11 protein-coding genes are annotated in these 13,557 nt (G+C 53.1%); 3 read left to right on the top strand and 8 right to left on the bottom strand.

What is annotated here, in order from left to right; all coding sequences use genetic code 11:
- Window positions 1-2: 2 nt before the first annotated feature.
- The 4 genes from alaS to aspS form a co-directional block, all read right to left on the bottom strand.
- The gene (alaS, locus tag N7326_RS00855) at window positions 3-2,669 is read right to left on the bottom strand and encodes an alanine--tRNA ligase (RefSeq protein ID WP_259076674.1); all 2,667 of its coding nucleotides are present in this window, start codon (window positions 2,667-2,669) and stop codon (window positions 3-5) included.
- A gap of 62 nt (window positions 2,670-2,731) precedes the next feature.
- Window positions 2,732-4,057, bottom strand: coding sequence for a replication-associated recombination protein A (locus N7326_RS00860; RefSeq protein WP_259076670.1), 1,326 nt, complete (start codon window positions 4,055-4,057; stop codon window positions 2,732-2,734).
- A gap of 17 nt (window positions 4,058-4,074) precedes the next feature.
- A complete protein-coding gene (locus tag N7326_RS00865; RefSeq protein ID WP_259076667.1) occupies window positions 4,075-5,319 on the bottom strand; it encodes a phosphotransferase in 1,245 nt (414 codons plus the stop codon).
- Window positions 5,320-5,412: 93 nt separating this feature from the next.
- Complete coding sequence (gene aspS, locus N7326_RS00870) at window positions 5,413-7,212, bottom strand: aspartate--tRNA ligase (RefSeq protein WP_259076664.1); 1,800 nt, start codon at window positions 7,210-7,212, stop codon at window positions 5,413-5,415.
- 290 nt (window positions 7,213-7,502) lie between these two features.
- Here aspS and ypfJ point away from each other — a divergent pair, with 290 nt between their 5' ends.
- Window positions 7,503-8,396: a KPN_02809 family neutral zinc metallopeptidase gene (ypfJ, locus tag N7326_RS00875; protein WP_263088008.1), complete on the top strand. Its 894-nt coding sequence runs from the start codon at window positions 7,503-7,505 to the stop codon at window positions 8,394-8,396.
- Here ypfJ and N7326_RS00880 read toward each other — a convergent pair.
- The 4 genes from N7326_RS00880 to N7326_RS00895 are packed head-to-tail and all read right to left on the bottom strand — an operon-like array spanning window position 8,393 to window position 9,980.
- Entirely contained in the window at window positions 8,393-8,797 is a 405-nt protein-coding gene (locus N7326_RS00880) for a YhgE/Pip family protein (protein ID WP_259076660.1), read from the bottom strand. The two genes, ypfJ and N7326_RS00880, sit on opposite strands and share 4 nt — an antisense overlap.
- Before the next feature lie 15 nt (window positions 8,798-8,812).
- Window positions 8,813-9,271 (bottom strand): hypothetical protein, encoded by a 459-nt coding sequence (locus N7326_RS00885; protein WP_310593315.1) that lies wholly within the window; start codon window positions 9,269-9,271, stop codon window positions 8,813-8,815.
- Between the two features lie 12 nt (window positions 9,272-9,283).
- Window positions 9,284-9,502, bottom strand: coding sequence for a hypothetical protein (locus N7326_RS00890; RefSeq protein WP_259076658.1), 219 nt, complete (start codon window positions 9,500-9,502; stop codon window positions 9,284-9,286).
- Window positions 9,503-9,515: 13 nt separating this feature from the next.
- A complete protein-coding gene (locus N7326_RS00895) occupies window positions 9,516-9,980 on the bottom strand; it encodes a hypothetical protein (protein WP_259076655.1) in 465 nt (154 codons plus the stop codon).
- A gap of 1,452 nt (window positions 9,981-11,432) precedes the next feature.
- Here N7326_RS00895 and N7326_RS00900 point away from each other — a divergent pair.
- The gene (locus tag N7326_RS00900; protein WP_263088009.1) at window positions 11,433-12,152 is read left to right on the top strand and encodes a hypothetical protein; all 720 of its coding nucleotides are present in this window, start codon (window positions 11,433-11,435) and stop codon (window positions 12,150-12,152) included.
- A 39-nt stretch (window positions 12,153-12,191) separates the two neighbouring features.
- Window positions 12,192-13,547, top strand: coding sequence for an L-serine ammonia-lyase (locus N7326_RS00905; RefSeq protein WP_263088011.1), 1,356 nt, complete (start codon window positions 12,192-12,194; stop codon window positions 13,545-13,547).
- The last annotated feature ends 10 nt before the right edge of the window (window positions 13,548-13,557 follow it).

Raw genomic sequence — 13,557 nt, forward strand, 5'->3', positions numbered from 1 at the left:
TGTTATGCGTGCTTGCGCAATTCGTCCTCGACAGCGTTAAATGCGCTCTCGATGCCATCTCTATTACTGCCAGATCCTTGGGCGAGATCAGGTTTTCCGCCACCGCGGCCATCGATATAGGAACCAATGAGCTTGACCAAGTCGCCAGCCTTAATACCAGCATCAATAGCTGCTGGGGTGACCGCTACCACGAACGGAACTTTATCCTGGTCAGGTGCAAGTAGCACCACCACTCCGGCGCCGTTGATTTTAGAGCGAATATCAGCAGCTAGTGATCGCAGATCCGAAGACTGTGTTCCCGCAGCTACCGTGGTGGTCACTAACTGGAAAGAGGCTATAGTTTGCGCCGTATCAAGTAGGTGACCTGCGCTGGCCATGAGTTGAGCTTGACGTAGATCAGCTATTTTTTTCTCGGCTTCTTTAAGTTTGGCAGCCAGCTGCGCCACTCGATCGGGTACTTCTTCACTCGGCGCTTTCAGCACTGTAGCTAAGCTCGAGACGGTGGCGTTTTGACGCGAGAGGTGGCGGAAAGAGTTCAGGCCCGAATAAGCCTCAATCCGCCGCACGCCAGATCCCACGGAAGATTCGCCGAGAACTGATACTGGGCCAATCTGTGAAGAATGGGATACATGGGTCCCGCCACATAATTCGATGGAAAATGGTCCACCCATTTCCACGACTCGGACTTCATGTCCGTAGTTCTCGCCAAAGAGCGCAAGGGCCCCCATGGACTTCGCTTCTTCAAGAGAAGTCTCAAGAGTGTGCACTTGCCAATCGCTATCGACCGCTTGGTTGGTGATTGCTTCGATTTCGGCTAATTGGCTCGGACTTAGCGCCTCTGTGTAGTTGAAGTCGAAGCGCAAATAACCCGGCTTGTTCATAGATCCCGCCTGTACGGCTGTAGGACCGAGCACCTGACGCAGAGCAGCGTGGATAATATGGGTAGCCGAGTGTGCTTGGCGAGCCATGTGTCGCCACTCTTGATCGACACTTGCGGTTACGGTATCACCGAGACCAAGGCCACCAGCGGTCACAGTTGCGCGATGAATCCATAATTTCTTAGCAATCTTTTGTACGTCGTTAACCTTAAGAATCGTGTCACCATAGCGGATTCGTCCACGGTCACCTAGCTGTCCACCAGCCTCCGCATAAAGCGGGGTGGTATCAAGGATCACCTCAACGACGTCACCTTCATGGACTTCCGAGACCTTCTCGCCCTCTCGCAGCAAGCCAATAACCCTAGAATCAGCTTCGAGATTGTCGTATCCCACGAACTGTGTCGGGTGCTCATCCACCCACTCTCGGTAGATCGACAGATCGGTGTGCCCGTGTTTCTTTGCCTGAGAGTCGGCCTTGGCTCGAGCTCTCTGCTCGTTCATCAACTTATCAAAGCCCTCGGTGTCCACTGTCAGGCCGGCCTCTTGAGCCATTTCCAGGGTCAGATCAATTGGGAAACCATAGGTGTCATGAAGCGCAAAGGCATCGGCGCCGACGATGGTGGACTGTCCGCGATCCTTGACTTTATGTGCGGCATCTTCGAATAATTGGGTACCAGCTTCGAGGGTTTTCAGGAAGGCCTTTTCCTCGGTTATGGCCACCCGCAGAATGCGCTCACGATTGTCAGCAATCTCGGGATAGGACAAGGTCATCGTGTCCATGATGGTATTCATAAATACCTCCATTGTTTGTCCCTTTGCCCCCAAAAGGCGTGCTGACCGGGTGAGGCGGCGCAGCAGTCGACGCAAGATATAACCGCGTCCTTCATTTCCTGGAGTTACGCCATCGAGAATCAGCATCATGGCAGTGCGGGAATGGTCAGCAATCACGCGGAAGCGAATATCGTTGTCGTGATGGGCCCCGTATACGGCTCCTGTCTCACGCTGCGCGACCTCAATAACAGGGCGCAACAGGTCGGTTTCATAGACATTGTCTACGCCTTGGAGAAGGCAAGCAACACGCTCGATGCCCATACCAGTATCGATATTCTTTTTAGGTAGTGGGCCGAGGATTTCAAAATTGTCCTTACCAATTCCGGCACCCCGCTCATTTTGCATAAAAACTAGGTTCCAGATTTCCAAGTAACGGGAGTCATCAGCAATTGGACCCCCGTCCTTGCCGTAGGCCGGACCACGGTCATAATAGATTTCGGAACACGGGCCGCACGGGCCCGGAATTCCCATCGACCAGTAATTGTCGGCCATACCAAGTCGCTGAATTCGCTCTAACGGAATGCCCACCTGATGGTGCCAAATATCTGCTGCTTCATCGTCATCAAGATAAACGGTGACCCACAGTCTTTCCGGGTCAAAGCCGTAACCACCATCCTCCACAGAGTCGGTTAAAAGGGACCACGCGTGCTTAATGGCCCCCTCTTTGAAATATTGCCCGAACGAGAAGTTTCCTGCCATCTGGAAGAACGTATTGTGCCGAGTAGTTATTCCTACTTCCTCGATATCGAGAGTACGCACGCATTTCTGGATTGACGTTGCCGTGCCATTAGCAAAGGGGGGATTTTGCTGCCCCAAAAAGTAGGGTTTAAAGGGCACCATACCTGCATTGACAAAGAGCAGATTGGGGTCATCCAAAATAAGCGAGGCAGAAGGTACGGCCTCGTGACCAGCCTTGACAAAGTGGTTGGTAAAGCGCTCTCGAATCTCGTGAGTTTGCATTCTTCCTCTTTCTTATTTGCGCCCTTGGCTAGGGTGCACACACAAAACCGTTATTCTAGCACCTAGCCTCGAGTTAGTTGCCTTAGCCGCTCAAGTACCCGTTGCAGCCGCTTCTCACCGCCATGGTCAGTGGGACGATAGTATTCAGTCCCGCACAACGGATCAGGCAAATATTGCTGAGCGACCACCGCCAGGTCGCTATCGTGCGGATAAATATACCCTAAAGAATTGCCCATCTCCTTAGCACCGGAATAGTGGCCGTCACGTAAGTGGGCAGGGACAGTTCCAGTTTTACCTTTTCGTATATCATCAATCGCTGCATCGATAGCTCTTAGGGCGGCGTTCGATTTTGGTGCAGTGGCTAGGTAAATTGTGGCCTCCGCCAGCGGTATACGGGCCTCGGGTAAACCAATCAAAGCCGCCGCATCAGCTGCTGCAACCGCAATAGTTAGCGCGTGCGGATCGGCTAGGCCGATGTCCTCTGCAGCATGAATGATCAATCTGCGTGCAATAAACCGAGGGTCCTCCCCCGCCTCGATCATGCGAGCCAAATAATGGATAGCGGCGTCGGGGTCAGAACCGCGAATGGACTTGATAAAAGCGCTTGTCACATCATAGTGTTGGTCCCCATCGCGGTCATAGCGCACCACCGCCCGGTCCATGCTCTTCTCTACGATATCTACGCTTATCTCTCCCCCGTCTGGAACAGCTTCTGCAGCCGCTTCCAAATAGGTAAGAGAGCGTCTAGCATCTCCCGACGCTAGCTGTACCAGTAGCGCTCGAGCATCCTCGCTCAGAGAAATGCGAGAGTTAAGGCCACGCTCGCTGCCGACTGCACGCTGCAGAACATCACCGATATCCTGCTCACTCAAAGGCTGAAGGTGCAGAACGAGAGAGCGGGAGAGTAACGGAGCAACAACGGAAAAGCTGGGATTTTCTGTTGTGGCAGCCACCAAAAGAATATCTCGACGCTCGACCGCAGCAAGCAGGGCATCTTGCTGATTTTTTGAGAATCGATGGACCTCATCAATAAACAGCACAGTTTGCTGACCACTGCGCAGTGCAAACCGAGCTTGTTCGATAACCGCCCGGATCTCCTTGACTCCCGTATCGAGGGCAGAGAGCCCTTGGAAGCTGCGATTGGTTGCCTGCGAAATCAGTGAGGCTATCGTAGTCTTCCCCGTCCCCGGTGGACCATACAAAATGACACTGGCGGCCCCGTCCCCCTCGATCAAACGCCGCAGAGGTCGCCCATCACCTAAAAGATGTTTTTGACCGACCACCTCTTCCAGTGATACTGGCCGCATCCGCGCAGCAAGTGGAGCTTGAGAACTTACACGGAAATAATCACCGCCTTGTGGGGCAGGTGGATGTGTCTCAAAAATCATATACAGAAATCATCTACTTAGACGCTCAGCCGGCTGTTCATCGACGCGGCAAACTGTGCGACGTCTAGGATGCCTTCATCAAGATCTCGGGAGGCAAAACGCCGTAGAGCTTCGAAGGTTTGCTGTAAATCCTTTCTTATCAGCAAGACGTCCTCTTCGAGCTTTTGGGCGTTTTCGTTAAATAATTCATGGGCCCACGGGTCCACAGCCTCATATAGTGCCTGCACCAAACGCTCCGTGTTGGAAGCATCTTCGTTGATCGAGGAGAGTAGTTTAGCCTGCTGCGGGTCGTCGAGATCGATATGGGTCAATGCAATGGAAAAGAATGACCAGCCTACTAAGGCGGTAAGGATGCGCATATTTAAGCGAGCTCGGGAGGCTGTATTGGGCCACAAATTTGCCACCTCGTGCACCCAAGCGTCGATAAAGAGATCTGCCTCCTCGTCACTCATGGCTTGGGCCGAAATGAAGTGGGGGAACCCAGCTATGACAGATGCTACATCGAATGTTACATCTCGGAAGCCAGCCCACTCGTAGTCGAGGAAGTGAAGGCGATTTTTGACCACCAGGATATTGTCGGGGCTTAGATCAAAGGGGGTAAAGGCCCGGTGATTTCCGGAAATCAGGCGCCGTGCCGCGGTAGCAGCGACCCGCTTTACTTCGGGCGGAACTTCTATTCCAGCTGTTTCGACCAGTCTAATCCCGAAAGGGATGGACGCCGAAATTAATTCCTCGCGGTAGTTATTGAGAGCTACAATTTCATCGTTTTGATTTAACATTCTCGATAGCAGGATTCGAAAATCAGGCTCACGGCTAGCGGTAGCTGCATGCATTTGTCCTAAAGCTCGCCCTAGCCCACGCAATAGGGTGTCACGAGACGTTTGACTAGCTACGTTAAGTAGATCAGCGACGGTATCACCATCTCCAGCATCGGAGATGATGAGAATTTTTTGAGTGATATCGTGAGCAAGCAGCACTGGGCCAGGACGTACCGATTCCGGCATGCTGGTGGTGAATTGATAGGACGCTATTTCCCGCATGAGCCGCGATTGGGTCGCAGGATGATCGGCACCGGGAAGATATTTGACTACCAGTGATTTTTGCTGCAGAAATGGCGAGGGTTGCACCCTAGCTCTCAGCACCACAGCGCTACCGGATCCAGCAAGTTCTTCGACCTCCGCAAGTCGCTGTTCTCCGCCATAACGTTGAGAGAGTACTGATTCGGCGACTGCGATGATCTCGCTGTGCTGGGGGGAATTCATGAAACCACACCTTTTTCGAGTCAAATAGGTTTAAAGGGGGCTACCCTTACAACTAATGGTTAGCCCCCTCATCTTAGCGGTGATTGCGAACTCTTAGCTCTTTTTCTCAGCTTTCTTAGGCTGGGGCTTGAAATCCACACCGGTCTCCTTACGCTGCTGCGCGGGAATCGGAGCGGGAGCGTCCGTCAGTGGATCGACTCCGCCCCCTGACTTTGGGAAGGCGATCACATCACGGATCGAATCGAATCCTCCCAGAAGCGATACGATGCGGTCCCAACCAAAGGCGATACCACCATGAGGCGGCGCTCCAAAAGCAAAAGCTTCAAGGAGGAAACCAAATTTCTCGGCTGCTTCCTCTTTACTAATGCCCATCACTTTAAATACCCGCTCCTGGATATCCTTGCGATGAATACGAATGGAGCCGCCCCCAATCTCGTTACCGTTGCACACAATATCGTAGGCATAAGCTAAGGCTTGACCAGGATCGGTGTCAAAGGTGTCGAGACACTCAGGCTTAGGCGAGGTGAATGCGTGGTGCACAGCCGTCCACTGTGAATGGCCCAACGCCACGTCGCCCGAGGCGGTTGCATCAGCCGAGGGCTCAAAGAGCGGAGCATCGACAACCCAGGTGAAGGCCCACTCGCCATCCTTGATGAGATCTAGTTTGCGGGCGATCTCATTACGTGCCGCACCTAGCAGCGCGCGTGAGCTCTTGGTGTCACCTGCAGCAAAGAAAATACAATCGCCGGGTTTAGCACCGACATGGGCGGCAATACCAGCACGTTCCGAATCGGATAGATTTTTCGCGACGGGACCAGCTAGTTCGCCCTGATCATCGATAAGGATATATGCGAGACCGCGGGCGCCGCGCTGCTTGGCCCACTCCTGCCAGGCATCAAGCTGGCGTCGAGGTTGCGAGGCGCCACCTTCCATAACAACGGCACCAACGTACTCGTTTTGAAAGACCCTAAATGGTGTATCTTTGAAGAAATCGGTGCACTCGACCAACTTGATATCGAAGCGAAGATCAGGCTTGTCGGAGCCATAATATTTCATCGCATCTGCGTAGGTCATCCGTGGGATCGGCGTGGAAATCTCGTAGCCAATGAGTTTCCACAGTTCCTTAACAATCTCTTCGGCCAACGCAATAACGTCGTCTTGTTCCACAAAGCTCATCTCAATATCGAGCTGCGTGAACTCAGGCTGGCGGTCGGCGCGGAAATCTTCGTCTCGGTAGCAACGCGCAATTTGGTAGTAGCGCTCCATCCCAGCAACCATGAGCAGCTGCTTGAATAGCTGAGGGGATTGTGGCAGCGCGTACCACGAACCAGGGCGCAAACGTGCCGGCACGAGGAAGTCTCGGGCGCCTTCGGGGGTAGAACGAGTGAGAGTTGGGGTTTCGATCTCGACGAAGTTGTGGTGATCGAGAACCGTACGGGCAGCTTTGTTGGCTGCCGAACGCAGGCGTAACGCTCCCCCTTGTGCTGGTCGACGCAAGTCTAGGTAGCGGTATTTCAGTCGAGTTTCCTCGCCCACTTCGCCGCTCTTACTCGAGTCCTCTACTTGGAAAGGCAGCGGCTCTGCTTCGTTGAGCACCTCGATATCGCTGACGTTGACCTCAATATCGCCACTAGCAAGCTGAGGGTTCTCGGAACCCTCCGGGCGTGGTTCAACAGATCCGGTAATTTTAATGCAGAATTCGCTACGCAAGTGGTGTGCCTTTTCGGCCACGTCACTCTCACGGAAGACCACTTGAGCTAGGCCAGAGGAATCCCGTAGATCTATAAATATCACACCACCGTGATCACGACGACGGGAAACCCAACCAGTGAGGGTTACTGTTTCTCCAGCTAGTTCCTTGCGGAGTTCACCGGCGAGATGAGTGCGCAGCACGTGCACCAAATCCTTTCCATTTCTCTCAATAAGTCAAGAATGCAGACTCTCTTCTAAGCAATTCACCTTACACGCGTTGCACGAAGCTCCCAATATTCATCTCCCAGCTTTACCCATAGATTCTTGACCGTCTTATCTCCGAATTTCAGTCCCTGTGATCTCAACTGCCGCAACCGAGACCGATTACTGAGGCACTCTCTGCTTGCGCAGAAACGTATATGATCAAGAGACTTGTTGTGGACCAGATCAAAACCTGCTCATGCGATGTGATCAGGGTGGAGAGGGAACTAATGACTTTTCGTCATAACCAACGTAAAACTGCCCCCCGAGCTCGTACCGGTGGAGGAACCGGAAAAATCGCCTTGGGCGGAGGGGCAGGAACCATCATCCTTGTGCTGATTGTGTGGGCCCTTGGTGGAAGTCCGCAGGAAATCCTAGGCTTCCTCAACGGCCTTAATAGCCAAGACTCCTCGATGAGCGCGCCGGCGGGTCCGGCCCAATCCCTCGACCATTGCAAGACTGGCGCAGACGCCAACAACTACGTTGATTGCCGTATCGAGTTCACGGCCCTTTCCCTAGATGCTGTGTGGGCACGCGAATTACCACGACAAATTGGAATTAACTACAACAAGCCAGGGCTAGTGATCTTTACCGGCCGCACGCGATCAGCCTGCGGTGTGGCCGGTACCGCAACGGGGCCTTTCTATTGCCCTGGTGATAGGACCGCTTATTTTGATCCGGAATTCTTCCACCAGTTAGAAACACTCGGGGCCCGGAATGCTCCTTTTGCTCAAGAATATATTGTGGCCCATGAATTCGGCCATCATATCCAGCAACTGCAAGGAACACTGGGGCTATCCAACTATAACGATCCCGGCCCAGAGTCGAATGCGGTGCGTATAGAGTTGCAGGCTGATTGCTATGCTGGCATTTGGGCGCATTTTGCCGACAAAGGACCCGATGCTTTTCTGGAACCCGTCACCCGGGAGCAGGTGTTGGATGCACTCGCCGCCGCCCGAAGTGTGGGTGACGATCATATTCAACAACACAGAGGCGGTGAGGTTCGCCCGGACCTTTTCACCCATGGTCGTTCAGATCAGCGCGAAAAGGCCTTTTATGCCGGCTATCGTTCGGGAGAGATGAGCCAGTGCTCCCTCGACGCCATCCTCAATACAACTCGCTAAACGGACATCTCTGGACGGAAATCTCGCATCGTCCACTGCCGACGCCTCTTAGCAGCCAGCATGAATAGGCTCATAAATCCCATACCGATACCTACGAGAACCAGAACAGCTATGACGCCGCGGTGATTAGCGAATATCGAACCGTGATAGATCATCTCCCGCAGAAGATTTACCGAGTAGGACATGGGATCTATGGTATGGAATAAGCGCAGAGAGGTAGGCTGCGTCTCAGGTGGGTGGAGCCCGCCTGAGGAAACCACCTGCAAAGCCATAACTGCAATACACGACACCCGACCAACCGCTGGCCCCAGGAGAGCATTGAAGCCCTGCGTAATGGTGACAAAGCTCAACGAGACCAGGCACATGAATAACCACAAACCCACTTCATGGTGAGCGCGCAACTGTAAGGCACCTGCTTATACTACGAACATCGCTGTAGCCTGCGACAAGCTGATCATCGCTGCTGGAATATAGCTAGCGAGCACCCCGCTGAGCACTCCCGACCCAGAATCGACGGTGCGCCTGCCTAGAAGGCGCAGCAACACGACGATCACAGTGGAACTCTTGAACAACCCCAAAGAAACGAAGATGGGACTCAGTCCTGGACCAAATAGTCCGAGAGAATCCCGCGTTTCTAAGATTGGGACTCGCGTCGATATGCTGGCCGCCGCATTATCGGCACAATGGGGCATCTCATCGCGAGCTTGATGCAATTTCAAAGCTAGTTCGCCACTGCCGGCATCTAAAGTAACTAGCCCACTAGCCAACTGTGCGGCACCCACCGTGAGTTGCTCGGATCCGGCTGCCAACTGGGAGGTGCCGGAGGCAAGTGTGCGAATCCCACGACAAGTTCCGCAGAGCCGCCGTGCAGCAATTTTAGGCCCGACCTAGGCGATTTGCCCCGTGAGTCGCTTGATTGATACCCGATCGATATGCAGCATCAAGGTTGCTGAGCTGATGGTAAATTTCTTTTGCCCCATATTCAGTTGGTGCATCTGAGATATGAGATCCGGTCCCGAGCCTAGGCCACGCGCTCGACTATCGGACACCAGACTATCGGCAGCGTCGACAAGTGCTACTGCTTGGGGAATGCCCGTCAACCGCAACTCGGCACTCTAGTCAGTCAGTGGTACGAGAGCCCTTTTTTTGCGCGGCCACGAGACCAGTAGCGCTGCCGGTAAGTTTTTCTACGCCTTCCGAAAGCTTTTCCGCACCAGCGCCTAGCTGATTGGTGGCAGTTTGTAACTGATTCATACCCGCTGCACGTGCAGCGGCTCCCTCTACCGCGTCCCCTAGCTTCTCGCTAAGTAAGGTGGCACCGTTATCAAGCTCAACAACGCCAGCTTCAGCCCGCCGCATACTCTGTGCAAGCTCCGCGCTACCATCACGGAGTCCGGTAGCCCCCGCTTCCGCTCGAGCATAATCAACATGGAGAGGTGTAGCACCGACACTGGCACGCTCTAAACCTTTATCGATCGTGGAAAATCCCACCACCAATTGGTCGGCGACCTCGGTTCTCAAGTTTTCGCTTATAGTTGCGAGCACTCGTGTCACTACGTGGTTACCGAGGGTGGTTGCAATCAACCCATCAGCATTATCAAAGGCGGCATTAATAATAGCTCGGAGAGGATGGGGACTCGAGGCACTGACAATTGCCTGAGAAAAATCCCGAGGGATCTCCAGCCCAAAGTAGTACGTGCCGCTACCGAACCCCCTCTTTACTTCTGCAGCAGATACAAGATGACAACCAACAGCCTTCCCCTCAATAATTTTTTTAGGGCAACGAGCTCGCCGGCATTGACGTCCTCGCCCTTCACTGTTGCAGGCTGATCGGAGTTGATCAGGGCAACCGGTAATTGGTTGAGCCTACCTATAGGGTCCTAGTAACTCCATACGGAAAGGCCACCAAAAAGAAGCGGAAATAAGACGACACCCAAAATCACCAGCGGCGGCAACGTTCCGCGGCCAAAGCGTCCCAGCTCAGTGCCGATATGGAAAATACTCACAGCTATTTAACTCTCCCACATTCAGCATGCTGGTCCAGGTCTACCTGGTTCTGTGAATCTGGATGGGTCAAATTTAAAAAGATGCACTCTATTCCCGCCGTGTCACTGTTGCAGGAGCTAACGATCACTGGCATTGTAGCGCTGAACGCTCCGAGAATTTCCATACGCTGCTGCCACAGCTTTATACTGCGCAATTGGTCACAACCGTCGACGACCGACAGTCGTGCCTGCGGCCTGGACATTAAAGCCAGCACTATTGTTAGTAGGAATCGCTGATACGGCTCCAAATCTCCTACTATCGTTCTACTGGCTCTCGTATCTGGAATGCAGTCCTCTCCTGTAACACCGCCGGCAAAGCCAAGCGCTGAGACTAAAAACTGATAATATGCGAGATCGTCGATGCTGTTGGGTGTGCGGCGATACCATGGCAGCTGCCAAGCCGCCTGCTCTCGCACCACACTGCGAACTGTCAAACTCAAGGACCCCCGCAAGTCCAATAGCAGAAAAGCGTTCCTGGAGTGAGCGTGAATATTGGAGAAAAAATAACACCTCTTTTGGATTTCATGCGCCCAGCAAAAGTGAAGGAAAGGAGAGTTGATGCTCGTTTACGCGCTGTATAGGGGAATGTTGGCCCTCGATCCGGAACGCTAAAACCCGGGTACTCGTGTCCCGATTAGACTCTCAGCCTTCGGACAATCAAAAGCTCACCCACTGTTTCTTCGACCTCTTCTGAAGCCTCACTTCTTGACATATCAGCCACTAAGCCGCTGGTGTTGGGGTAATAAATTTGATCCCTCTAGCTAGTTTAATCCGATATTGCCGCACTGAAACCCACAAGGTCTGACCGCGTCTATAACCGGGACGGTAAGCAAACCATGCGCCCATAATTTTTCCAATCTCCGCCCTTCCACTTATTCTCTTTATTCTCTGTGACTTGAGCTGTTCCACCCGCATCCGTAATGACGCCACCCGTTTCACCTATCGAACAATTTTCGACCCTTGCGGCAGTATTTTTAGTTACAGTCAAGATATGGATTCCGCGACGACCGACTCCCACGTCCACCGTGCTTGGCCCTTCCTAGCAGCTTTCAATGATATCGAAAGCCTTTTGCGCGGTGAATTACAAGCCCCTCACCACGAAAGTTTTCGGCAACTTGTCTATGGTGCTGTTAAAGACAAATTACTAAGTAAAGATCAAGCTCAGATGCTGATCGATTTTGCCGAGCTTCGTAACGCCCTTGCGCACGGTGCCTATGATGAAGACTTCGAACCGATTGCCGAGCCCAATGAGAAAACGGTGCGCCAAATCGTCGCGCTACGGAAAATGCTACACACGACGCCTCCGGTAATGCAGGTGCTGCCCCCACAAAAGGTCCGCATCTTCAAACAACATCATCCTATTGTCCAGCTGCTGAGTTCTCGTGTGAACAAGTACCCGATCTACAAAGGAGATATATTCCAGAGATTATTGATTCCCGCCGATATCATCGACTATTTGCGCGACAGTTCTTCGCAATGGACAATCCCTGAAACGCTGCGAGTTGAGGACATAATAGCCCAGTCAGCCAAGCACCGACCTGTAGTTTTTCTTGATCAACTCGCTACGGTCCCCGAGGTTATCACAGCACTGAATACAATCGGTGAGTCCGAACGTCCGCAGGCGGTCATCATCACAGCTCATGGGCGGCGCGATGAGAAAGCGATACGTCTGATAACAGCAAGCGAAGCAATCCGCCTAGCGCAGAGCTAACGGTGCTCCTTTCCGTGCCATTTATTACGATCGCCAATTATGACTATCAGCGTGAAGGATCTTTTCAGTATCGGGATTGGCCCGTCATCGTCCCATACTGTCGGACCCATGCGGGCCGCTAAAATCTTTGCCGAAACCGCCGCCCTGCAACCTGGCGATCATGTGACGATCACTCTGTATGGCTCGCTTGCGGCTACCGGGAAGGGTCACGGGACCGACCGTGCCATACTTTTAGGTCTAGCAGGCTATGCCCCGGAAACTATATCCCCTCATACAACACCGGTATATGGAACCGCTATTCCTGTAGACGGTAAGATCGCTGAAATCACGTATCACCTAGAGTTCTCACCCGTACCCCTCGCCGAACACCCCAACGCACTCACCTTCGCAACTGATGCGATCAGCCGTAGATATTTCTCGGTAGGTGGCGGCTTTGTTGTCAGCGCAGATGACCTCGGGATATCTCAGCGTTTAGCTAACACCGCCAGCTCCGCGAGCTCCCGAGAGCCTCATCCCTTTCATTCCGCACACGAGCTATTAAAACTGACACGGAGTATCCGGCTCCCGATTCCGGACATTATCGTAGCCAACGAAAGCGCTATCGATAACTCAGGCCTCGACGTCTGTGCCTATCTTGACCTGGTATGGCAACATATGCAAGAGTGCGTCCGCTCGGGTCTGACAACACGCGGGGTACTGCCAGGTGGATTGCATATTGCGCGCCGGGCGCCCGATCTTTATGCGCGTCTCACCACCCTTGAGGACGCAGAGCACCAGGATATTTTAGCGGGTATGGAATGGCTCAACGTCTACGCTTTAGCTGTCAATGAGGAAAACGCAGTGGGCGGAAGAGTTGTGACTGCGCCCACCAACGGTGCCGCGGGTATCATCCCAGCAGTCATGCACTATATAAGAGATTTTCGGAAGCCGAGCAACCCCATGTGGCACCGCGACTTCCTCCTGACCGCAGGAGCTATAGGGATAATAATCAAGAAAAATGCCTCCATTTCCGGGGCCGAGGTTGGCTGCCAGGGAGAGGTTGGTTCTGCGGCTGCTATGGCGAGTGCCCGATTTGCCCAAGTTTTGGGCGCAAGCCCTTCACATATCGAAAATGCTGCCGAAATCGCACTTGAACATAATTTAGGTTTGACGTGCGATCCGGTAGGCGGCCTTGTACAAATCCCCTGTATCGAAAGAAATGCAATTGCAGCTGTTAAGGCTGTCAATGCGGCGCGTCTGGCCCTGCTCGGCAGTGGTCTGCACCGAGTTTCACTCGACGATGTCATCCAAACAATGGCCGAAACCGGCCGCGATATGATGAGCAAATATAAAGAAACCTCCACGGGTGGTCTCGCAGTCACCCTAGGTTTGCCGGTCTCTCTAACCGAATGTTAGACAGCGGCTG

The organism is Corynebacterium sp. ES2794-CONJ1 (assembly GCF_025660615.1).
Classification (GTDB): domain Bacteria; phylum Actinomycetota; class Actinomycetes; order Mycobacteriales; family Mycobacteriaceae; genus Corynebacterium.